Source organism: Comamonas aquatilis, assembly GCF_965139575.1.
In the GTDB taxonomy this organism is placed as follows: Bacteria; Pseudomonadota; Gammaproteobacteria; order Burkholderiales; family Burkholderiaceae_C; genus Comamonas; species Comamonas aquatilis.
Genome location: NZ_CBCSIW010000021.1, coordinates 1 through 20,800 on the forward strand (window position 1 = coordinate 1; position 20,800 = coordinate 20,800).

Annotated in this window: 19 protein-coding genes; 5 read left to right on the forward strand and 14 right to left on the reverse strand. The window is 60.3% G+C overall.

Translation table 11 applies throughout. The annotated features are described in order from the left end of the window. Nucleotides 1–78: 78 nt before the first annotated feature. The 11 genes from ACNAZA_RS18575 to ACNAZA_RS18625 form a co-directional block, all read right to left on the reverse strand. Nucleotides 79–1,029, reverse strand: a complete 951-nt coding sequence (locus tag ACNAZA_RS18575; protein WP_415798007.1) for a type II secretion system F family protein — start codon at nucleotides 1,027–1,029, stop codon at nucleotides 79–81. A gap of 3 nt (nucleotides 1,030–1,032) precedes the next feature. Next, nucleotides 1,033–1,983, reverse strand: a complete 951-nt coding sequence (locus ACNAZA_RS18580) for a type II secretion system F family protein (RefSeq protein WP_415798008.1) — start codon at nucleotides 1,981–1,983, stop codon at nucleotides 1,033–1,035. Beyond that, nucleotides 1,976–3,295, reverse strand: a complete 1,320-nt coding sequence (locus tag ACNAZA_RS18585) for a CpaF family protein (RefSeq protein ID WP_415798009.1) — start codon at nucleotides 3,293–3,295, stop codon at nucleotides 1,976–1,978. Before ACNAZA_RS18585 ends, ACNAZA_RS18580 begins: the two co-directional genes overlap by 8 nt. Continuing rightward, nucleotides 3,292–4,626, reverse strand: coding sequence for an AAA family ATPase (locus tag ACNAZA_RS18590; protein WP_415798010.1), 1,335 nt, complete (start codon nucleotides 4,624–4,626; stop codon nucleotides 3,292–3,294). The genes ACNAZA_RS18585 and ACNAZA_RS18590 overlap by 4 nt, the downstream gene beginning before the upstream one ends. A 10-nt stretch (nucleotides 4,627–4,636) precedes the next feature. Then, nucleotides 4,637–5,944, reverse strand: coding sequence for a type II and III secretion system protein family protein (locus tag ACNAZA_RS18595; protein WP_415798011.1), 1,308 nt, complete (start codon nucleotides 5,942–5,944; stop codon nucleotides 4,637–4,639). 73 nt (nucleotides 5,945–6,017) lie between these two features. Beyond that, nucleotides 6,018–7,019 (reverse strand): Flp pilus assembly protein CpaB, encoded by a 1,002-nt coding sequence (gene cpaB, locus ACNAZA_RS18600; protein WP_415798012.1) that lies wholly within the window; start codon nucleotides 7,017–7,019, stop codon nucleotides 6,018–6,020. Between the two features lie 48 nt (nucleotides 7,020–7,067). Beyond that, complete coding sequence (locus ACNAZA_RS18605; RefSeq protein ID WP_415798013.1) at nucleotides 7,068–7,580, reverse strand: TadE family protein; 513 nt, start codon at nucleotides 7,578–7,580, stop codon at nucleotides 7,068–7,070. 16 nt (nucleotides 7,581–7,596) lie between these two features. After that, nucleotides 7,597–8,082, reverse strand: a complete 486-nt coding sequence (locus ACNAZA_RS18610) for an A24 family peptidase (RefSeq protein ID WP_415798014.1) — start codon at nucleotides 8,080–8,082, stop codon at nucleotides 7,597–7,599. Continuing rightward, nucleotides 8,082–8,252 carry a Flp family type IVb pilin gene (locus ACNAZA_RS18615; protein ID WP_415798015.1) on the reverse strand — a complete coding sequence of 57 codons (171 nt, stop codon included), beginning with the start codon at nucleotides 8,250–8,252 and terminating at the stop codon, nucleotides 8,082–8,084. The genes ACNAZA_RS18610 and ACNAZA_RS18615 overlap by 1 nt, the downstream gene beginning before the upstream one ends. A gap of 403 nt (nucleotides 8,253–8,655) precedes the next feature. Then, nucleotides 8,656–8,970 (reverse strand): helix-turn-helix domain-containing protein, encoded by a 315-nt coding sequence (locus ACNAZA_RS18620; RefSeq protein WP_415798016.1) that lies wholly within the window; start codon nucleotides 8,968–8,970, stop codon nucleotides 8,656–8,658. A gap of 47 nt (nucleotides 8,971–9,017) precedes the next feature. Beyond that, nucleotides 9,018–9,815 (reverse strand): UPF0149 family protein, encoded by a 798-nt coding sequence (locus ACNAZA_RS18625; protein WP_415798070.1) that lies wholly within the window; start codon nucleotides 9,813–9,815, stop codon nucleotides 9,018–9,020. Between the two features lie 203 nt (nucleotides 9,816–10,018). Here ACNAZA_RS18625 and ACNAZA_RS18630 point away from each other — a divergent pair, with 203 nt between their 5' ends. Further along, nucleotides 10,019–11,764: an FMN-binding glutamate synthase family protein gene (locus ACNAZA_RS18630; protein WP_415798017.1), complete on the forward strand. Its 1,746-nt coding sequence runs from the start codon at nucleotides 10,019–10,021 to the stop codon at nucleotides 11,762–11,764. A 163-nt stretch (nucleotides 11,765–11,927) separates the two neighbouring features. After that, nucleotides 11,928–12,677, forward strand: a complete 750-nt coding sequence (locus tag ACNAZA_RS18635; RefSeq protein WP_415798019.1) for a BUD32 family EKC/KEOPS complex subunit — start codon at nucleotides 11,928–11,930, stop codon at nucleotides 12,675–12,677. 486 nt (nucleotides 12,678–13,163) lie between these two features. Here the strand turns inward: ACNAZA_RS18635 and ACNAZA_RS18640 are convergent, their stop codons facing one another. After that, nucleotides 13,164–14,483 carry a dicarboxylate/amino acid:cation symporter gene (locus ACNAZA_RS18640; RefSeq protein WP_415798020.1) on the reverse strand — a complete coding sequence of 440 codons (1,320 nt, stop codon included), beginning with the start codon at nucleotides 14,481–14,483 and terminating at the stop codon, nucleotides 13,164–13,166. Nucleotides 14,484–14,698: 215 nt separating this feature from the next. On the opposite strand from ACNAZA_RS18640, the gene ACNAZA_RS18645 reads away from it, so the two are divergent. After that, nucleotides 14,699–17,347: a hybrid sensor histidine kinase/response regulator gene (locus tag ACNAZA_RS18645; RefSeq protein ID WP_415798022.1), complete on the forward strand. Its 2,649-nt coding sequence runs from the start codon at nucleotides 14,699–14,701 to the stop codon at nucleotides 17,345–17,347. A 21-nt stretch (nucleotides 17,348–17,368) separates the two neighbouring features. Here the strand turns inward: ACNAZA_RS18645 and ACNAZA_RS18650 are convergent, their stop codons facing one another. After that, the gene (locus tag ACNAZA_RS18650; RefSeq protein WP_120971806.1) at nucleotides 17,369–18,010 is read right to left on the reverse strand and encodes a response regulator; all 642 of its coding nucleotides are present in this window, start codon (nucleotides 18,008–18,010) and stop codon (nucleotides 17,369–17,371) included. Between the two features lie 175 nt (nucleotides 18,011–18,185). Between ACNAZA_RS18650 and ACNAZA_RS18655 the strand changes: the two genes are divergently transcribed. Then, entirely contained in the window at nucleotides 18,186–18,644 is a 459-nt protein-coding gene (locus ACNAZA_RS18655) for a VOC family protein (RefSeq protein ID WP_415798023.1), read from the forward strand. A 9-nt stretch (nucleotides 18,645–18,653) separates the two neighbouring features. Here the strand turns inward: ACNAZA_RS18655 and ACNAZA_RS18660 are convergent, their stop codons facing one another. After that, nucleotides 18,654–19,514, reverse strand: coding sequence for an IclR family transcriptional regulator (locus tag ACNAZA_RS18660; protein ID WP_415798024.1), 861 nt, complete (start codon nucleotides 19,512–19,514; stop codon nucleotides 18,654–18,656). Nucleotides 19,515–19,712: 198 nt separating this feature from the next. On the opposite strand from ACNAZA_RS18660, the gene ACNAZA_RS18665 reads away from it, so the two are divergent. After that, complete coding sequence (locus ACNAZA_RS18665) at nucleotides 19,713–20,699, forward strand: Bug family tripartite tricarboxylate transporter substrate binding protein (protein ID WP_415798025.1); 987 nt, start codon at nucleotides 19,713–19,715, stop codon at nucleotides 20,697–20,699. Nucleotides 20,700–20,800: the final 101 nt, after the last annotated feature.

Consider the following 20,800-nt stretch of genomic DNA (forward strand, 5'->3'; position numbering starts at 1 on the left):
GCCCCAGCCCGGCACACCCCGTCAGCAAGGTTGTAATGGCCGCCACCGCAGGCAACACCAAAGCGCTATGGTTTTTTCTCATCGGCTCATTCCTCCCAACGCACGGATCACGGCCAAAAAGCCTGGCCCCGCCGTCACAATAATCAAGGCCGGCAGCAGGGTCACCACCATGACGCCTGTCATCTTGACCGAGATCTTCCCAATCATTTCTTTCATGCGGGCCTTGCGCTGCTCGCGCAGACGCTCGCCAAAAACCTTGAGCGGCTCCTGCACGGCACCGCCGTGTCTATCGATCTGCAACAACAAGGCCGTGAGATTGGCCAGATTCTCGTTCTGGTAAATCTCGCTCATCCGGGTAAAAGAGCGCTCTCGGGTACTGCCGTGGCTGTATTGCTGATTGACCATGCTCACCTCCTTGGAGAGTACAGGCATCACATTGCCAAAATCGGCGGCAATGACTTGCAGGGTCTGATCCAGACTCATACCCGTGCCTTGCAACAAGCCCAGCAAATCCACCAGTAGTGGCAGCTCCCTAGCCGCGCAGGATTTTTTCCGTTTGGCCATGCTGCGTAACGCCCATTTGGGCAACAAAAATCCCAGCACAAACGCCAGGCACAGGCTCAGGAAAAAGTGTTTGCTGTTCGATAACACAAAGGCAGTAACCACCGGCAGCAACAAGGCAGCTGCGCAGCGGACTATCAAAAAATACAGCTGCCCGCGCGACGAACCCCAACCGCTTTGGCCCAGCAGCGCACGGTCTTCGTCGGCGACCAGCGCCTTGCCAAAAGAGCTATTGAGCCAGTGCAAAGGCAGCTTCTCACCGCTTTCTCCGTATTGGATCTGCGCTTCAAACCCGGCATTGAGGGTCGAGGATGCTGCAGCTGTACCTTGGCGATCCAATGCCGCCTGCACCACTCCGCTGATACGCTCCTTGCGCTGCTGAGCATGGGCAATCACACCAGCGGCGATGAGCAGGGCCAACACGAGCAAGGCCAAGCTGAGCAGTACCAGCATTCGAGAGGTTTCCATCGTCTAGCCTCCGTCTTCCAGCTTGGCCAAGCGGTACAGCAGCAGCACGCCAAAGACCTGCAGCGCGGCCGCAGCCCAGATGATGTTGCGACCGCTGGCGTCTTCCCACATGCGCAGAAAGTAGCCGGCATTGAATGAAATGATGAGACCGCACACCACCAGCGGCAAAAGACTGAGCACCCAGGCCGACATGCGTGTCTCGGAGGTCATGGCAGACAGGTCTTGCTCGGCTTGTTCACGGTCCCGCATGAAATTGGCGACACGCTCCAGCAGTACATCGACCCGGCCTCCGTAGCGCACGCTGATACGCAAAATGGCGGCCAGCAAATGCAACTCATCCAGGCGGGTCTGGCGGGCCACCAAGGCAACCGCCTGATCCAATTCCATACCCGCTCGCGCCAAGCTGGCAGCCTTTTCCATCACGGCGCGCAACGGTTCCTTGCTGGTCATGCACGCCATCTGAAAAGCCGCCTGAATGGAATTTCCCAGAGTCACCAGGCGCACCATGTTGTCCAGAAAACCGGGAAGCTGCTGAGTCAGCCGCAAGCGGTACTTCTGCACGCGGGTCAACAGGAGAAAGAAAAAACCGATCGACAAGACCACCAGCATGGCCGCACCGGCAAGCCAGCCAGCCTGGACACTAACCCACAGAAATACCACGGCAATCAGCGCCAGTGCCGCATAGAAAAAATACACGCTGACCGTGCCCAGCAGCATGGCAGGCACCGGCAAACCTTTGCTTTTTTCCTTGAGCAAAGCCGGCTCGCCAGGCGCGGTGTCCGCAGGATCAAAGGCCTTGCCTGCGGCGGCCTGAGCAGTTTTGACCAGGCTTTGCTGCACATGCGCCACCATTTTCTGATGGCGCTGCCGCCGCCCGACATACACCCATAGCCCCACAGCGGCGGCGGCGATCAGCAACGCCAGACTCAGCAGGATCAAGGCACGGCTATCCATGACGCACCCCATTGCCAACGGCATGTTGCAGCACCGCTCTGTAGCGGGCCAGCTTGGGCGTATGCGGCACCAGGCCCATGCTGGTCCAGCGCTCCAGATCCTCACCATTGGCTTGTGGGATGAATTCGTGGCGATAGAGCTCCTGCGTCGCAATCACGTTATCCACAATACCCGTCACTTCCGTGATGGACGTGATGCGCCGCTTGCCATTGGGCAGACGGCTGATCTGCACAATGAAATCCAGCGCGTTCGATATCTGTCTGCGCAAGCTGGTTTCGCTGCCCTGAAAGCCGGCAAACCCGGCCAGCATCTCCATGCGATGCAGGCACTCGCGCGCCGAGCTGGCATGGATGGTGGCCATGGAGCCGTCGTGGCCGGTGTTCATGGCCTGCAGCATCTCCAGCACCTCGGCACCGCGCACCTCACCGACCACAATGCGGTCGGGCCGCATGCGCAAACTATTGCGCAGCAAATCACGGATCGAGACCACACCCGCGCCATCAAAGCCGCCCGGGCGGCTTTCCATGCGCACCACATGCGGGTGAGGCAGTGTCAGCTCGGCCGTGTCCTCAATCGTCACCACCCGCTCGTTTTCAGGGATGAAGCCGGCTATGGCATTGAGCATGGATGTCTTGCCGCAGCTGGTGCCGCCGCTGATCAGAATATTGCAACGTTCCCTGACAGCGAGCTCCAGCAGCTTGGCCATGCCTTCATCCAGCGTACCGAACTGCACCATGTCCTGCACTTTGAGCGGATCGTTGCGGAACTTGCGAATGGAGACTGCCGGGCCATCGAGCGACAGCGGCTCAATCACCACATTGATACGCCCGCCATCCGGCAAGCGGGCATCCACCATGGGGGTGGACTCGTCCAGCCTGCGCCCCAAAGGCGAGATGATACGCCGCACGATGCGCAGTACATGGGCGTTGTCGGTGAAATGCAGTGTCTCCTGCTTGAGCACGCCTCTGCGCGAGACAAAAACTCTTTCGTAACCGTTGATCAGAATGTCTTCGACCTCAGGGTCGGCCATCAGATCATCCAGCGGCCCAAGACCTGATAGCTCCTTGATCAGCGCCTGAGCAATCCACTGCACTTCCTCATCGTTGACGGGAAAGCGCTGCTGACGCACAAACTGATCCAGCTCCTGCTGCACAAACAGGCGTACCCGGCCCACCGACCATTTGGCAAAGATCGCACCCAGCTCCTCCACCCGCGTAAGCAGATGCTCATGCGCCACGTTCTTGATCAGCAGCAGCTGCTTGGAGTCCGAGAACTTGCTGGTCTGCGCTGCAAACACAATGTCCATGCTCATGCACCTCTCCTCAGGCGCTTGGCCCACTGGGACAGCACGCCGCTGGAAGCCACCTCATCCTTGAGCGGGCTGCCCAGCAATCCCCGCGACATATTGCGAATACTGGTCACAAACAGATCACCGCGCATGGTCTCGCTCAACAACTGCCCACAGCTGGCGGCATTGAGCAAAGCCGTGGCCCGGTCAGGCACCACATGCATCAGCTCCAGACCCAGCCTCAGGGCCAGCTCTTTGGCAGGCAGACCTGCCTGCGCATTGAAGCGGTTGATGACCAGCTTGAGCATGCTGCGATCCACGCCTTTGGATTCCAGCTCCTTGAGCATCTGCGCCGTGGAGACAATGCCGCCCATGGACTGATCGCAAACTACCCAGGCCCGAGATGCCTCTCGCAGCACAGGTACCACAAAGTCCACCTGCCCCAGCCCTCCCAGATCCACGACCTGCGCCTTGAACAAGGGCTTGAGCGTCTGCATCACGCTGGTGGCCGACGCGGGACTGACTTCGCGCAGCTTGGAGAGGTCCGCAGGCCAAGCCAGAGTCGTGGCCCCGGATGCATGCTGGTCCAGTACAGAGTCCAACAATGTTGCATCGAGCCGGCGCAGGTTGTGCACAGCATCGGCAAAGCTGAAGCTGCCGCTGACCCCCAGATACAGCAGCCCATCGCGTGCCGGCAGGCCCAGATCCAGCAAGGCGGCGTGGTGCTCGTGCGACTGCGACGGCTGATGCAGGCCGAATTTCCGTTGCGCCTTTGGATGATTGGCTTGCTGTGCATCATGGGCCTGCATCTGCTGCAGCATCACGGCTAGATGGGTGGCCAACGTGGTCACGCCCATGCCGACCCGTGCCCCCAGCAAGGGCAAGATGAAGTGACTGTCATCACTCTCGTTCACTGCGGCCAAGGCCGGCCTTGCCAGCAGCTGGCGCTTGAGCGTGCTGCCGGCTTCTGCGGCACTGGCCTGCCAGTCCACGAACTCCACCACACCGGAGCGCAGCGCAGCCAGCATGGAAGCCGGATCGGCGGGGGAACCTGCCCCCAGCAATGCCACGCCGGGCCACTGTCTGCGCACTTCGGCAACCACCATGGCAGCAGCCTCGGTGCTCGGTGCTGAGAAATCCACCACCACCGCGCCCAGACCGGATGCGACAAGCAAGGGTTGAAGCTGCGCAGCGTCCAGAGGAGCAGGAACCACCTGTGCGGCATCGCCCAGAGCACTGGCCAGCCAGAAGGCATGTGCCGATGACTGGGTTGCAAGTACGACGCGCAGGAGGCCGCTCTCCTGCCCCTGGGATGGTGGCGTTTTCACATGCAACGGGTCCATACGCATATTCATGCCTTGCCCTTCAGCGCGAGAAACCTGGCGCAATACTTCGCGATATGCCGCCAGCCAGCCACGGCCCCCAGACCATGGGATCGCGCTGCTCGGTGCGCCCTGGCAGCAAAGGCTCCACATTCACGTCCCGCGCCAGCGGCTTGACCAATCTTGGGGTGACCACAATGGCCAGTTCGCTTTCTTTCTGGCTGAACTCCTGGCGCTTGAACAGCACGCCCAGAATGGGTATGTCACCCAGCAGCGGCACCTTGTCGGCAGAGGAGATGGTGTTGCGACTGACCAGGCCGCCAATCACAAAACTCTCGCCATCTCCCAGCTCCACCGTGGTGTCGGCGCGACGGGTGGTGATCGCAGGCACAGAGACACCCTGTATGGCCACCGAGTTGTTGTAGTCCAGCTCGCTGGCTTCCGGGGCCACCTTGAGCACGATGCGTTCATTTGAGAGCACGGTGGGCGATACCGTCAGGCCAATGCCGTAGGGCTTGTATTGAATGGCCACCAGGCCCTGGCCCGCAGGCACGGGCACGGGCACTTCACCGCCGGAGAGAAAGTTGGCGCTTTGCCCCGACATGGCCACCAGCGTAGGAGATGCCATGACGCGCGCCAAGCCATTGCCCTCCAACATGCCCAGGTTCAGGCCAATACCCGCCTTGTCAAACTGCATGAGCAAATTGAAGGCCTGGCTCATGGGCGTTGCCAGCGCTCCCGTGATGGAGCTACCACCTCCGGCAAAGCTGCCTCTGCCCAGAATGCCGAAACTGAATCCGTGGCTGTTGGCTCCGGTGCTGAACAGGTTCATGCCCACTTTTTTCATCAGGGACTTGTTGAACTCCACCACTTTCACATCCACCTGCACCACATTGCTTTTCAGTTGCACGCTGGACAGGTCGACCGCCTTGACCTTTTCTGCCACCTGAGCAGCGGCCAGCTCGCTGGCAAACTGCTGCTCCACCAGACTGGATGCCTTGTTGGTACGCAGCTGAACGCGCTGCTGGACATTGAGCCAGTAACTGTGCGCCTGCGTCGCACCGCGCGGCCAGACCATGAGCGTGGTGGCGCCCGGTTTCAAGGGCGTGATCAGAATTCTTGCGGCAGCGCCTTTGCCGACGCGTTGGATATTCACGCTGGCCACAGCATCGTCGCCAATGGCAATGCGCTCCACACCGGACGGAAAGCTCATTTCGTGCTGGGCCCCCATGATCAGAGGCACTTCGCCGACACCTGCAGGCCGCGCCACGCTTGCTGCGCCGGGGCTGGAGCCGCTTTGCGCATCCTGTGCCGACACACCGCTTGCCAGCAGCAGAGACAAGCTCAGCATCAGCGTAGTTTTCCGAATAAAAATCTGACCCAGAGGCATACGAAGCAAGGGGTAAGTGCTATTTTTTTTCATATTAGTAATGCACTGTTTGTGTGGTAGCGCCGCGAACATACTCCACGGCCAGCGAAGAATCGCTAGACGCGGGTCGCACCCGAGGTACTGCAGCCTTGGCCTGCATTGGAGCGACGGCTCGTACGGTAGGTCGCACAAGAGCCCCACCGCCAGACAAGGAACTCATGGCCACTCCGGCCTGTGCCGCATCCACACCGTCCAGCTTGGCCTTGGTGCTAGCGCTGGCCGCAGCGCCTTTGGGCAGAGAAACCGCCAGCACCCCCGGCATGGGCGCAAAGCGTTCCAGGTCGGGCTCACCCAGATCGGCGGGATTGCGCAGCGCCAATAGCAGGCTGCCGCTGGAGCCGCCCAACGCCAGGCGGCTGACCTCGTCCACAGGTACAGACAACACGGCAGTACGTGCATTTTCCGGGCTGCTAGGGCTTTGCTTGCCCTCGGTCTTTTCCGCGCTGCTGCTCAACGCATCCACCGACGCCGCGCCATAGGCCAGCACCCGCTTGCGCGAGAGCAGCAATCTCGCCTGACTCTGGTCAATCTCATTGCCATCGCGGCGCAGCACAAAGAACACATCGACAAAGTCACCGGGGCGAATGCGGTTGCCGGCACCAATGCTTTCATCCACCTTGACGGCTACGGCACGCTCGCCATCCGGCACCTTGAGTGCCAGGCCAGTCGCCATCTGCCCCGCCAAGACGGGGGCTCCTTTAGGTACATCCACTGCGGGAACTGCACCCACAGCGGCCTGCACCGAGTCATAAGCACCATCGGGCCTGGAAGACAAAGCTGCCATCTGCAAATCCTCGGCCTTGAGCGCCTGGCCTGCAATCACGGCCTGTGCCGCAACCACCACCTCCAGCTCCGCAGCGGGCCTTGGGCTGGCATGGGCCTCCGAGCTCGGTGGATCGGCGGTGTTGGGCGAGCCTGCCAGCATCCAACCGTAAATGCCCAAGGTCAGCGCAAGCGCCAACAACACCCCGACTGCAATTTTGGCCAGGTTCACCATAGCTCCCCCCTTTTTTATGCCTTGCATCGTTGGCAAGACTTTTCAACCTCATCCATCCACCAGACTGACCTGCGCCACTGCGCGCGCTCTCAATACATCCGGCGTAGGCAAACTCAACAACGGCCCCAGCAATCTTGGGATCAAAGGTGCGCTTGCATAGCTGTAATTGATACGGACATTCACACAGGAAAAGCCTGAACTCGCGGCAATTCCTGTGCAGTCACCTGAAGAAACATAAATCCCTGCCGCATCGCTTGTTGCGCTGTCTGAGCAAGCTGTTCCACCTAAGCCTGCCCCTATTTTTCTTAGCCAATCCACAGCACCATTCGCCATGGCGCAAGCCGCGCTCTTGCGTGCCGCCAGTTGCGACGTATTGGCGGGCAGTTGCGCCGGATATCTAACCGCCGCTCGCGCAGCTTCAGCAGCGGCCAAAGTTAAAGTTTGCTGTGCAGCGAAAATCAGACCGTAAGTGACAACGGCATAAAAAATCAAAAAGAAAAATGGGAAAACAATGGCAAATTCAATAGAAGCGGCACCTTGCTCACGCTTTCTAACTTGCATATGCCCTCATTTCTTTTTAATTAATTTTTAACATTAGCACGATAATAGTAGCCAATGACATATAAGTTACATAAGGAATAAATTTCCTCTTTATATTCATCTCCTCTTTATTGACATGGATAAAATTCATAAAGATATATTTATGATCGTACCGCGCTATCAAGCCATGCACTAAAGCAAAAGCACAACTTAGAGCCCAAACAGGCAACAATAACTTCCAGCCAACCCAGGCACCAAGGACTGCAGCAAATTTCACATCACCAGCCCCCATCAGCCCTAACATATAAAAAAATAATAATGTACCAAACGCCAGTAAACCGCCTATTAAACTCTCTTTCAGCTCAATACCTATAGGGTGAGTTTCAGGAGCCAGAACAACAGTCCCCAATGCCAATCCGAATCCTGAAATCACAAGCCAGTTAAAACATTTTCGATAAATGGCATCACATGCCGCTCCAGCACAAAGCCAAATCAAAAATACAAATCCGATTGCAGAGCTCATTAAGTTTTTGGAAGTTTATCTACAACCAGCTTAAAAAGATCTGCCAAACCTGTTTTCAGATCACCGAGTGCAGCAACCAAACCAACTGCTACAAGCCCGGCAAGCAATGCGTACTCAATAGCAGTTGCACCTTCTTCATCCCGCAGAAATTGAACGATCTGGTCTTTCATGATTTGCTCCTTCATCAACAGGTTGAGAACTACGGAGACTCTTTGAACCACCGTGGAACAAATCTTAGAGAATAAAGATACAAATAGAAATATTTGAAATATCTATCGACACTTACAGAGAAGTAGCTGACAACTAAGTCTAGACAAGATGAAAAATAAATTTCTTTAAATAATCATTAAAAAACAAATACTTAGATATCAAAGCGTCGGAAAACTTACAGCCATCGCACCTGTCTCACGCCGTCTTTCTTATCTCCTGTACAAAACAATCATTTGTTTCTTACATTCCCAAGAAATCTCTCCTACAACGAGAACTAGTGAAACCCCTTATTTATTTCAGTGATGTGGTTTCAAAACGAAAAAGGCCTGCTGTCAGCAGGCCTTTTCGATGGGCGGCAAAGCCTTATTGCAGGGCTTTGATGAGTTTGTGCGCAATAAGCTTGAATGACTCCGGCAGTGAGCGGTAAGCCTCCAGCAGCAGCAGCTCGTCGGCAGGCAGACTCTGTTTCTCGGCGCCCAGCCCGGCCGTCAGTTCCAGCGCCGTGGTCTGCAGGGCAAAGACGAGACGGTTCAAGGTCTCGCTTTTGAGGTTGCGAATGGCACCGGACTCGATCTGGGACACGGCCGAAGCCGTGATGCCCGCAGCCTCGGCCAGCCGCCCTTGCGACATGCCCAGCTCGCCACGGCGGGCTCGGATACGCTCACCGATATGCGTCATGCCCGATGCTCCCAGGTTTCAATCAAGCCCGTCTGCGGATCGCTAGATCAGGCGCCGTGGCACTTCTTGAACTTCTTGCCGCTGCCGCAAGGGCAGGCATCGTTGCGGCCGGGTTGCTCGCCCTTGACGATGGTTTCCTGGCGCGGGCCCATGCTCTTCCACAGCTGGTGCAGGTCATACACGGCCCAGATGGCTTCTCCAAAGGCGTCCACACGTTCCTGGCTGGTCGATGCGGGGCCGGCTTCGTCGTACAGGTTCAGCGCCGGCGTGTCGGTGTCGTCTTCGGTCAGGTTGACGATGAACTCCATGGCGGCATCCAGCCACTGGGCGGCTTCCTTGTCGCGGGGAGCGGCCCATTCCTCGGCCCAGTTTTCCACCACGAACATAAAGCCCAGCGCCCAGACCTGGGAGAAGGAAGGCACTTCCTCGTCTGCCAGTTCAGCTTGCTCGGCTTCGGGCAGCATCAGGATGGCGCCACGGGTGTCCAGCGCTTCGGGCTGGAAGGCCATGTCATCGGCCAGGGACTTGACTTCGGTGCCCAGTTGCTCGCGCACCTCGGCCATGCGCAGCTCGAACAGCTCCATGAAGCGTGCTTGCTGAGCCTCGTCCTTGAACACGTCCAGCTTGGGCAGCGGCTGGCCTTGCGCCACGTCCAAAGCTTCGCCATCGCCCAGCAGCATGGGCAGGTATTCGGCAGCCTCGATGGGACGGCGTGTGCAGACCAGGGCGGTCAGAAAACCGTCGCAGAACTCCCACTGAGGGACTTCGTCGCCGCGTGTACGCAGCTCGTCGAGCAGCGCATCCAGTTCTTCGAGCTGCTCGTTGCTCAGCGCGCCCTGGGGCATGTCGGAGGTGGCTGCATCTGCAGCGGCGGGGGTTGTTGCTTGTTCTTGCATTGGGAAAGGCTTCTATGATGGCCCGGACTGTTTTCATCACTATCGAAGTGCAGGGCCGGGCGATGGGCGATAGACCATGGGGCTCAAGCATCCAGATTGGATGCACCCGTACAGGGCCGAATTTTAGCGGGCCATCATCAACATACCCTGCCATGGGAGTATCTGCAGTGCATCGCTTCTTCAATAGTCTGCCCCTGCGCTACAGCGCGCTGATCATTTCTGCGCTGGTGTTGTGCCTGTCGTTTTACACGCTGCTGACCCAGCAAAAAGGCCTGGGCTGGCTGCTGGTCTCGGCCCTGCTGGTCTTGCTGGGTCTCTGGGATTTGCTGCAAACCCGCCATGCCATCTTGCGCAACTACCCCGTCATGGGGCACTTTCGCTTTATCTTCGAGTTCATCCGCCCCGAGATCCGCCAGTACTTCATCGAGGGCGATACCGAAGCCCAGCCTTTTTCCCGCGCCCAGCGCTCGCTGGTCTACCAGCGCGCCAAAGGCCAGGTGGACAACCGCCCGTTCGGCACCCAGCTGGATGTGGGCCAGCAAGGCTATGAATGGGTCAACCATTCCATGCAGCCCACCAAACTGCCCTCGCACGATTTTCGCCTCTGGATCGGGGCCTCGCCCGATACGCTCTCGCCCTCCGAGGAAAGCTGCACCCAGCCTTATCACGCCAGCGTTTTCAATATCTCGGCCATGAGCTTTGGTGCGCTGTCGGCCCATGCGATTCAGGCGCTCAACCAGGGCGCCAAAATGGGCGGTTTCATTCACGACACGGGCGAAGGCTCCATCTCCCAGTACCACCGCGTACATGGCGGCGATCTGATCTGGGAAGTGGCCTCGGGCTACTTTGGCTGCCGCAACGCGGATGGCAGCTTTAGCGAAGAAAAATTCGTGGCCAACGCCACCGACCCGCAGGTCAAGATGATTGAGGTCAAGCTCAGCCAGGGCGCCAAGCCCGGCCACGGCGGCATGCTGCCCGGCGCCAAGGTCACTCCTGAAATCGCAGCAGCTCGCGGCATCCCCGTGGGGGTTGACTGCATTTCACCGTCTAGTCACAGCGCGTTTTCTACACCGGTGGAGCTGATGCAGTTCATCGCCAGGCTGCGTCGCCTCTCGGGCGGCAAGCCCACGGGCTTCAAGTTCTGCGTGGGCCACCCCTGGGAGTGGTTTGCCATGGTCAAAGCCATGCTGGAGACCGGCATCACCCCGGATTTCATCGTGGTCGACGGCGCAGAAGGCGGCACCGGCGCCGCCCCCGTGGAATTTGTCGACCATGTGGGCGTGCCGCTGCAGGAGGGCTTGCTGCTGGTCCACAACACGCTGATCGGCGCCAATTTGCGGGACCGTATCAAGATTGGCGCGGCAGGCAAGGTCATCACCGCCTTCGATATCGCCCGCATGATGGCCCTGGGCGCGGACTGGTGCAATTCGGGGCGCGGCTTCATGATGGCCCTGGGTTGCATTCAGGCCCAAACCTGCCATACCGGCACCTGCCCCACGGGCGTGACCACCCAGGACCCGGTGCGCCAGAAAGCCCTGGTCGTTCCGGACAAGGCCACGCGCGTGGCCAATTTTCACAAGAACACCTTGCATGCGCTGATGGAGCTGGTGCAGGCCGCCGGCCTCAAGCATCCCAACGAGATCACGGCACACCACATCGTGCGCAGGCTGGACGATACCCAGGTCAGCCTCTTGTCCAACCTGATTTTGCGGGTAGAGCCCGGCGCTTTGCTGCACTCGCTGGACAAGCAGCACAAGGTGTTTCAGAACTACTGGCCGCTGGCCTCGGCCCAGAGTTTCCAGGCGCTGCGCGAACCCATGCTGCGCCCTTCTGCGCCGGGGCCCTCGGGCGCGGCACAATCGCAGGCTTTGCCGTCGCGCAACAGTATCTGGACTTGATGCTCCAAGGTGCGGCCCCTGTTCCTTACTTCGATAGCACTCTCCCGTGTCCGACACCAAGAATTCTGATCATTTTTCGCCTCAAGCCAATACAACGCTTGCGGATAAAGCTATCAATTACGAAGTTTTCCTGAAGGGGCATGAGCAGCAAGCGCACAACATCATGCGTTACGAGCTGCCGCATGAGACGCTGTGGGTCAAACGCGCGGCCCAGGGCAACCCGGCTCTGAACTACCAGTTGCTGCGCTGGCTGGCCCGTTTGTTCAGCGCCCCCGTGCTGCAACCCGTGCCCAACCCCGGCGGAGCGCAGTCCCTTGCCACCGAGGTGCGCCGCCTGCGCAGTTTTGAGGCTCTGGGCCTGCGTGTGCCCCAGGTGCTGGCCGTCTCGCAAACGGCTTTTGTCATGCGCCATCTGGGCCGCCCGGGCGAAGACTCCCCATCGCTGACCAATGCCATAGAAAGCGCCATCCCAGAGGGAGCGCAGGCCGTGCTCGCCCTCTGGCAGCAGGGGCTGGATGCCCTGGCCCAGGTGCACGCCAAAGGCGAAGTGCTGAGCCAGGCCGTGGCCCGCAACATGGTGTGCTGCGCCGATGGCGTAATCGGCTTCATCGACTTTGAAGACGACCCGGCCGCCCATCTGCCCCGGGCCGTATGCCTGGCGCGTGATGCGCTCAACTACGCCCAGTCCACCGCCTTGTTTGTGCTGGAAAGCGGGGGCATGACCCAGGCTCAGACGCAATGGGCGGCCTTTGTGAAAGCGATGCCCGCAGATGCCCAGGAGGTCCTGGCAGCGACCGTGCGCAAACTGGCCTGGGTGCGCTTTTTGCCGCTGAGCCGGCGCCTGGGCCGCGACGCGCTGCGCGTGCGCGCGGCTTATGACTTGCTGGCTGCAGCGCCCCAGCCGCAGCACTGAAGCGGCATTTCAGCGATTTTCTGCGGCTGGCCGCCGGTAGGGCGCTTTGGCGGCGCTAGATACCGGCTTGCTCAAACATGCGTCGCAAGACCTGCATGGGCAAGAATTTCACTCGTCGTCTTTTCAGCTCACGCCTGAACATGCGCTCCCTCTCAATGAAATTGATTTTTGGTTTCATCTCTATCCGGGTGAATGGGCAAACCTACACAATCTATCAGCGAAAGCCGCGCTTTCTGTAACACCCTGTCAGACCTGTTGGGCTATGAGTTGCGCTCAGCACACAGATCTAGGTATTGAGGAGGCGCTGGCAGATGTTTTTGCTGGTGACAATCGCTCACAGCACATCTGCAAAATTCATAGCTGACTGCGCAGGCTCATCAAAGGCTGTAATTCAAAATCCATAAAAAAACCGCCCCGACTTTGCCGTCGGGGCGGTTGGCTGTATCAGCAGGTCAGAGGTGTCACATCCGCCTCTGCATGCAGCGATCAGGCATGCTGCTGCACCACGGGCTCAGGCAGCGCCTTGCCCTCCAGGGCGGCATCCAGCTGCTGGTAATCCAGAGCATTTTCCCAGCGGGAGACAACCACGGTAGCCACGGCATTGCCGATGAAGTTGGTCAGCGAGCGGCATTCGGACATGAAGCGGTCCACGCCCAGAATCAGGGCCATGCCGGCCACGGGCACTTCGGGCACCACGGCCAGGGTCGCGGCCAAGGTGATGAAGCCAGCGCCGGTCACGCCGGCCGCGCCCTTGGACGACAGCATGGCCACCAGCAGCAGCGCGACCTGATGGCCCAGCGTCAGATGGGTGTCGGTGGCCTGGGCAATGAACAGGGCCGCCAGCGTCATGTAGATATTCGTGCCGTCCAGATTGAACGAATAGCCCGTGGGCACGACCAGACCCACCACAGACTTGCTGCAGCCGGCTTTTTCCATTTTCTGCATCAGCGAAGGCAGGGCCGATTCCGACGAGGAAGTGCCCAGCACCAGCAGCAGCTCATCCTTGAGGTAGCGGATCAGCTTGAGCACGGAGAAGCCGCAAAGGCGGGCCACGGTGCCCAGGATCACCAGCACGAACACGGCCGAGGTGATGTAGAAGGTCAGCACCAGCTCGGCCAGATTGAGCAGTGATCCCAAACCAAACTTGCCAATGGTAAAGGCCATGGCACCAAAAGCACCAAGGGGAGCGAACTTCATCACGATGTTCACCAGCTTGAACACCGGCTTGGTCAGCGCTTCGAAGAAATTCAGCACGGGCTTGCCCGAATCACCCACCATGGCCAGCGAGATGCCGAACAGCACGGCCACCATCAGCACCTGCAGGATGTTGTCGCCCACAAACGGGCTGATCAGCGTCTTGGGGATGATGTCCATCACAAAGCCGGTCAGCGTCATGTCGTGCGACTTGGCCACATAGGAGTTGACTTCCTTCTGGTCCAGATCGGCCACATTGATGTGCATGCCCGAGCCCGGCTGCATCACATTGGCCACGATCAGGCCCACGATCAGCGCCAGCGTGGAAAAGGTCAGGAAGTACGCCATGGCCTTGCCGAACACGCGACCCACGGTGCTCAGATGCGTCATATTGGCAATGCCGGTGACGATGGTCAAAAAGATCACCGGCGCGATGATCATCTTGATCAGCTTGATGAAGGCATCGCCAAAAGGCTTCATGGCCGCGCCATAGGCCGGCTCGAAGTGCCCCAGCAACACACCCAGGATGATGGCGAACACCACCTGAAAGTACAGCTGGCGGTAAAAAGGCAAGCGCTCGAGCTGAGCGACTTCGGTAGGTATGGCGTGCATGCTGTGCCTGCGAAAAGCAAATGGGAATGCACCATGTGGGTGCGCCGTGGTGTCCGGTTGTACTGCTGCCCAGTTTTTGTGCCGATAACCTATTGGTATTAGAGAATCCGCTCTCCCTATGGAGAGTCCGTGCAAACCTAGGGTAATCCCTTGACGCCAAAAGCTCACACTGGAGAGCATTTCACCCTGCCAACACCTTTGCGCCTTGCCTGCCCATGCGATTTGTACGCCACCGCCTGATCTGGACCCTGCTGTTTTTACTGGTCAGCATGTGCATCGTCATGCTGGTCGCCGGCCAGCTTGCGTTGCAAAAAGCCATGCTCGATGAAAGCGCCAGCGTGCAGCGCCAGCTGACGCTGTACGCCCAGACGCTGAGCCAGCGCATTGACCGCTACCGCACGCTACCGGAAGTGCTGGCGCTGGATGAGCAGCTCAAGACCGCCCTGGGCCACCGCCTGTCTGCGGTCGAGGTCGATCAGCTCAACCGCAAGCTGGAGCAGGCCAATGGCGCCAGCCGCGCCTCCACCCTCACCCTGCTGGATCTGCACGGCAAAGCCCTGGCCGCCAGCAACTGGCGCGGCAACCAAAGCAATGTGGGCGAGGACTACAGCTTTCGCCCCTATGTGCAACAAGCCCTGGCCATGGGCAGCGGGCGCTTTTACGGCATAGGCATGACAACAGGCCAGCCCGGCTACTTTCTGTCGCAGGCCATACGCGACGATCAGGGCGCGATACTGGGGCTGGTGGCGATCAAGATCGAGCTGCAGGAGCTGGAGCGCGAGTGGCGGCAGTCGCCCGATATCGTGATGGCCACCGACGACCATGGCGTGGTCTTTCTGACCAGTAACGAAGCCTGGCGTTACCGGCTGCTGCGCCCGCTGGCAGCACACGAAGTCAGCGAGATGGAGGCCACCCGCCAGTTCGCGGACGAAAACCTGCAGCCCATGCAGTACAAGCTCGACAACGAGGCTGCAGACGGCGGCCGGCTGGTCCGCTTTTCCGAGCCTCCACTTGCCGCACCGGTACTCTGGCAAAGCCTGAACCTGCCCGATACCCAATGGCAGCTGCACCTGTTGCACAACACGCAAAACGCCTCTACCCACAGCCGCTGGGCTGCGCTGGCCGCTGGCGGCCTGTGGCTGGCCGTGGCGCTTCTGGTGCTCTACATACGCCAGCGCCAGCGTCTGGCGGCCTTGCGCCAACGCAGCCGCCAGGAGCTGGAAACCGTGCTGCACCAGCATGCCCAGGAGCTGCGCACCGCACAGGACGGTATTGTCCAAGCCGCCAAGCAGGCCGATACCGGCCTCTCGCGCAGCCTGCAACATCTGCCGCAAGGCGTGGTAGTGATCGACGCACAACTGCATCTGGTCGCCTGGAATTCACGCTATGTGGAGCTGTTTCGCTACCCGCCCGAGCTGATGCGTGTGGGCCAGCCCATCGAGACCCTGATACGCCACAACGCCAGGCGCGGCCTGCTGGGCAAGACCGACGTGGAAGAAGCCATAGAGCGGCGCCTGGAGCATTTGCGCAGCGGCAAAGCTCATCTGCATGAAAGCGCCAAGGATGACGGCACGGTGCTGGAAATCCGCGGCACCCCCCTGCCCGACGGCGGCTTCGTCACCAGCTACGCCGACATCACCAGCTACAAGAATGCGGCACGCGAGCTGCGCACTCTGGCCGATACGCTGGAGAAACGCGTGGAAGAGCGCACCCGGGATCTGGCCCAGGCCAAGCGCGAAGCCGAGCGCGCCAACCGCTACAAGACCCGCTTTGTGGCCGCAGCCGTGCACGATTTGCTGCAACCGCTGAATGCGGCACGCATGTTCAGCTCGCTGCTGCGCAGCCATCTGCACGACGAATCCTCACGCCACGTGGCAGACAGCATTGACGGAGCCCTGGCCGCCCAGGACGGCATTCTCAACAGCCTGCTCGATATCTCGCGCATGGAATCCGGCCAGCTGGCAGTGCACCGACGCGACTTTGCGCTGGGCCCGCTGCTGCAGGTCATGCAGCACAACTTCGGCATCATTGCCGAAAGCCGCGGCCTTGAGCTCACCGCCATCGATTCGCGCTACACCATTCATAGCGATGAAGCGCTGCTGCGGCGCATTCTGCAAAACCTGCTCTCCAATGCCATCCGCTACACGCCCCAGGGACGGGTACTGATAGGCTGTCGCCGCCAGGGCGACTCTTTGCGCATCGAGGTGCACGACCAGGGCCCAGGCATTCCCAAGGGCTTGCAACGCGAGATTTTTGAGGAGTTTCGCCGCCTCAACGAGGGCCACGACCAAGACCGGGGCGCAGGCCTGGGCCTGGCCATCGTGGACAGACTCGGCAAACTGCTAGGCCATGAGATCGGACTGCGTTCCGAGCTGGGCAAAGGCAGCGTGTTCTGGGTCGTCGTCCCGCTGGGCCACGAAGCCGTGCCCGCACCCGAAGCGGCGGACCCGCCGGCCCAAGCCGATCCCGCCAGAGAAGACAGCATGCAAGGCGCCACCGCCTGGTACATAGACGACGATGCCCCCAGCTGCCAGGCCACCTCGGCTCTGTTGCAACGCTGGGGCTGCCAGGTGCAGCATGCGGGCGGCCCGCAAGCCGCGCTGGATCTGGCGGCCGCCGGCAACGCACCACAGATGCTTCTGCTCGATGTGCGCATGGGCGAGTTTTACGGACCTGATCTTTATCCTCAGCTGTGCCAGCGCTGGGGCCAGGAGCCGCTGGTCATTCTCGTGACCGCAGAGCACAACATTGCTCTGCGCCGCCAGGCGGCAGAAAAAGGCTGGGGTTTTTTGCTCAAGCCCGTGCGTCCCGCAGCCTTGCGGGCACTGATCAGCCAGATGCTGCTGCGCCGCGAGAAGGACTAAGAACGTGTTGGCGTTCTCAGCCTAGCCTAGATCGCTCTCCGGCTCCAGGCTTTTGACCAGTACCGCCGCCTGGGTGCGGCTGTAGCACTCCAGCTTTTTGAGAATCGCCGTCACATGCACTTTGACGGTGTTCTCGGCCAGGCCCAGCTCATGGGCGATCTGCTTGTTGAGCAGGCCGTCGGCAATGCACAGCAGCACGCGAAACTGCTGGGGCGTGAGCTGGGCCAGCTTGGCCGCCAGCGCCGCATCGGCCTCCGAGCGCTCGGCAGCCATGGAGGGAAACCAGTTATCCCCATCCAGCACGGCCAGCAACGCAGCAGCCATATCGTCGGCTGAGGCCGACTTGGGAATAAATCCTGCCGCACCAAACTGCTGGGCCCGGCGAATCACACGCGGGTGCTCATTGGAGGAGATCACCACCACCGGCACTTCGGGATACTCGCCGCGCACATGCAGCAGCGACGAAAAGCCGCGGGCCCCAGGCATGGCCAGATCCAGCAGCACCAGCTCGATCTCGGGATGGTCCTGCATGGCAGCACCCACGGTCTGGGCACTGGCCGCTTCCACAATCTTGTACAGCGCAAAGCGTTCGCGCAGCATCTGTATCAGCGCTGCACGAAACAGCGGGTGATCATCGGCAACAAGAAAAGTGGGATCTGACATAGGCGCAAGTCTGCCATGGCCGCGCTTTACCGTGCTGACACAGGGCTGCGGCTTCGTCACAGCTGAGCACACGATGTGCAGCACGGTGACAAATACCCCATGGACAGCGCTGCACCGCCTGCCTACGATGCCTTGCGACCCATGTTCACACCACCCTTCACAGGAGAGTACGCCCATGCAGTTCATTCCTTACCTCAACTTCGACGGCGATTGCGCCGAGGCCATGGCGTTTTACGCCCAGCTTTTTGGCGGGCAGATCCTGCATCAGATGCGTTTCGACGAAATGCCGCCGGGCGAGAACATACCGCCACTTTCGGATGCCGCCAAGCAACGAATCATGCATATCCATCTGCAGGTCGGCGCCCAGGCAATCATGGCTTCGGACGCCATGCCGGCCGATCCCTCGCAGACCAGCGACAGCTGTGGCGGCGGCTACCGCAAACCGCAAGGTCTGTGGGTATCCATAGGCGTGGAGACCCAGGCCGAAGGCCAGCGCGTGTTTGACGGCCTGGTGCCAGGCGGGCAGGTCACCATGCCCTTCATGGCCACGTTCTGGTCGCCGGGCTTTGGCATGGTAACGGACCGTTTCGGCACGCCGTGGATGGTCAACGTACAGTCGCCACAGCCGGCCTGATTTTTCTCGTCAGCTCTGAGCCCGATAGCCCAGCGAGGCACTGACGCGCGCCGCCTCCGCGCAGATCGCCTGGGCAATCGGGCCTTGCGGGTCAGGGTCGAACCCGCCGCTGGCGCCCAGCGCGCAAAGCACACCGACGACATGGCCGTTGTAGTCGAACAAGGGCGCTGCCACGGCGCTGATGCCGGGCAGATTGATATCGCGAATCGAGGCGCAGCCGGCCGCACGAATCTCGGCCCGCAAACGCCCCAGCGGGTCGGTTTTATCCAGCAACGCCCGCTTTTCCCTGGGTGCCTGCGCCAGCTCCTGCTCCAGCAAGGCCTGAATCTGCGGCTGATCGTCCATAAAGGCCAGAAATGCCCGGCCCGTGGCCGACCACAGCAGAGACATGACCGAACCCACGCGCACATTCACCGTCACCGGTAGGCCGGGTTCCTCGAAGCGCACGATAACCGGCCCCTTGTTGCCCATGACGGCGATGAAACTGGTCACCTGCAGACTCTCGCGCAGATGCGCCAAGGCCGGCTCGGCCACGCGTATCGGATCGCTTTGGCGCATGGCTGCCAAACCCACGCGAATCGCCTCGCTGCCCAGCGCGTACTGCGTGCCTCCTCGATCCTGCTCCACCAGACCTTCGGCCATCAAACTGGCCAGGTAGCGGTGCACCTTGGCGGGACTCTCATCCACCGCCGCACCAATCGCCGTCAGGCTGGCGCGCCCGCCCAGACCGGCCAGGGTCTTGAGCACGGCCAGACAGGTTTCCGCCGCCTGCACGCGCTGGCGGCGCTGGTCTGGCTCGACTAGCGGTTTTGCACTGGGGGGTGGCGCCTGGACGGCGGTCTGCAAGCGAGTTTTCTTATCAATTTTCATAGCTACTTGCGCTTATCAATCAACAACTTCAGGCCATTCTCGCTCAAGAACTGCCCGTTTTCGGGTAATCCCTTGCGCTGAAATTACGCAATGCGTACCAAAATTACGCAAATCAAGAATCCGTATTAAAGCGGAACAGCGGACCGGGCGGCACCCGAGAAACCCGCAAACACACCACCCTCGCCAAGGAGACATCCGATGAACAAACGCCTTTTTACCGCCTCGGTTCTGGCCACCAGCATGTTGTGGTTGGCCGGCGCACCCACAGCTGCCATAGCGCAGGAGAAATTCCCCAGCAAGAGCGTGCGCTGGATCGTGCCTTACGCAGCCGGCGGCGGCTCGGACTTCCTGGCGCGCACCATAGGCCAGGCCTGGGGTGGCCAGATCCACCAGCCCATCGTGGTGGATAACCGTCCGGGCGGTAACACCGCCATCGGCGCATCGGAAACTGCCCGCGCCACGGCCGACGGCTACACCATCTTGTCGGCCGACAACGGCACGCTGATCTTCAACCCCGTGCTCTACAAAACCCTGAGCTACAACCCCGGCAAAGACCTGGCACCGGTCACGCTCATGGGCCGCTTCCCCATGATTTTGGTGGCCGGTCCGGGCGAGAAGGCCAAGACCGCCAAGGAATTCATTGCCGAAGGCAAAGCCAGCAAAGAAGGCATCAACTATGCCTCTGCCGGCGCCGGCAGCCCCCACCATCTGGCCATGGAACTGCTCAAGAGCGAGACCGGCATCAAGCTCACCCACGCCCCCTACCGCGGCGCGGCCCCGGCACTGGCCGATGTAGCCGGCGGCCAGTTGCCCGTGATGATGGTGGACATGGCCGCAGGTGCTGGCTTCATCAAGGGCGGCAAGGTGCGCCCGCTGGCTGTGGCCAATGCCACGCGCCTGCCACAGCTGCCCGATGTGCCCACTTTTGCCGAGCTGGGTCTGCCCAATGTGCAGGCCGCAGCCCTGGTCGGCATGGTGGCCCCGGCCAAGACGCCGGCCACGGTGATTGCCGCACTCAACAAGCAGGTCGTGGCCGCCATCAACGAGCCGGCCGTCAAGCAAAAACTGATCGACTTTGGCGTGGAGCCCGTGGGCAACACACCCGAGCAGTTCCAGAGCTTGATCAACAGCGAAAGCACGCGCTGGCAAAAGCTGATCAAGGACTTGAACATCACGCTGGATTAAACGTTCGCACGCTCCCCGCAGAGGCTGGCGGCAGGCCGCCTCTGCCTTTCCTCAGCCTTTCGTTTCGATGGCTCCAGACCCATCCGCCTGCCTCTTGAATC

Bases quoted from the DNA above. Each gene is read 5' to 3' on its own strand.
- ACNAZA_RS18585 (WP_415798009.1), bottom strand. From the start codon at position 3,295: ATGAGCATGGACATTGTGTTTGCAGCGCAGACCAGCAAGTTCTCGGAC.
- ACNAZA_RS18660 (WP_415798024.1), bottom strand. From the start codon at position 19,514: ATGAAAATTGATAAGAAAACTCGCTTGCAGACCGCCGTCCAGGCGCCA.
- ACNAZA_RS18630 (WP_415798017.1), top strand. From the start codon at position 10,019: ATGGGAGTATCTGCAGTGCATCGCTTCTTCAATAGTCTGCCCCTGCGC.
- ACNAZA_RS18625 (WP_415798070.1), bottom strand. From the start codon at position 9,815: ATGCCCCAGGGCGCGCTGAGCAACGAGCAGCTCGAAGAACTGGATGCG.
- ACNAZA_RS18590 (WP_415798010.1), bottom strand. From the start codon at position 4,626: ATGAATATGCGTATGGACCCGTTGCATGTGAAAACGCCACCATCCCAG.
- ACNAZA_RS18575 (WP_415798007.1), bottom strand. From the start codon at position 1,029: ATGGAAACCTCTCGAATGCTGGTACTGCTCAGCTTGGCCTTGCTCGTG.
- ACNAZA_RS18650 (WP_120971806.1), bottom strand. From the start codon at position 18,010: ATGTCAGATCCCACTTTTCTTGTTGCCGATGATCACCCGCTGTTTCGT.
- ACNAZA_RS18615 (WP_415798015.1), bottom strand. From the start codon at position 8,252: ATGAAAGACCAGATCGTTCAATTTCTGCGGGATGAAGAAGGTGCAACT.
- ACNAZA_RS18580 (WP_415798008.1), bottom strand. From the start codon at position 1,983: ATGGATAGCCGTGCCTTGATCCTGCTGAGTCTGGCGTTGCTGATCGCC.
- cpaB (WP_415798012.1), bottom strand. From the start codon at position 7,019: ATGGTGAACCTGGCCAAAATTGCAGTCGGGGTGTTGTTGGCGCTTGCG.
- ACNAZA_RS18640 (WP_415798020.1), bottom strand. From the start codon at position 14,483: ATGCACGCCATACCTACCGAAGTCGCTCAGCTCGAGCGCTTGCCTTTT.
- ACNAZA_RS18595 (WP_415798011.1), bottom strand. From the start codon at position 5,944: ATGCTGAGCTTGTCTCTGCTGCTGGCAAGCGGTGTGTCGGCACAGGAT.
- ACNAZA_RS18620 (WP_415798016.1), bottom strand. From the start codon at position 8,970: ATGACGCATATCGGTGAGCGTATCCGAGCCCGCCGTGGCGAGCTGGGC.
- ACNAZA_RS18605 (WP_415798013.1), bottom strand. From the start codon at position 7,580: ATGCAAGTTAGAAAGCGTGAGCAAGGTGCCGCTTCTATTGAATTTGCC.
- ACNAZA_RS18610 (WP_415798014.1), bottom strand. From the start codon at position 8,082: ATGAGCTCTGCAATCGGATTTGTATTTTTGATTTGGCTTTGTGCTGGA.
- ACNAZA_RS18635 (WP_415798019.1), top strand. From the start codon at position 11,928: ATGCGTTACGAGCTGCCGCATGAGACGCTGTGGGTCAAACGCGCGGCC.
- ACNAZA_RS18665 (WP_415798025.1), top strand. From the start codon at position 19,713: ATGAACAAACGCCTTTTTACCGCCTCGGTTCTGGCCACCAGCATGTTG.
- ACNAZA_RS18645 (WP_415798022.1), top strand. From the start codon at position 14,699: ATGCGATTTGTACGCCACCGCCTGATCTGGACCCTGCTGTTTTTACTG.
- ACNAZA_RS18655 (WP_415798023.1), top strand. From the start codon at position 18,186: ATGCAGTTCATTCCTTACCTCAACTTCGACGGCGATTGCGCCGAGGCC.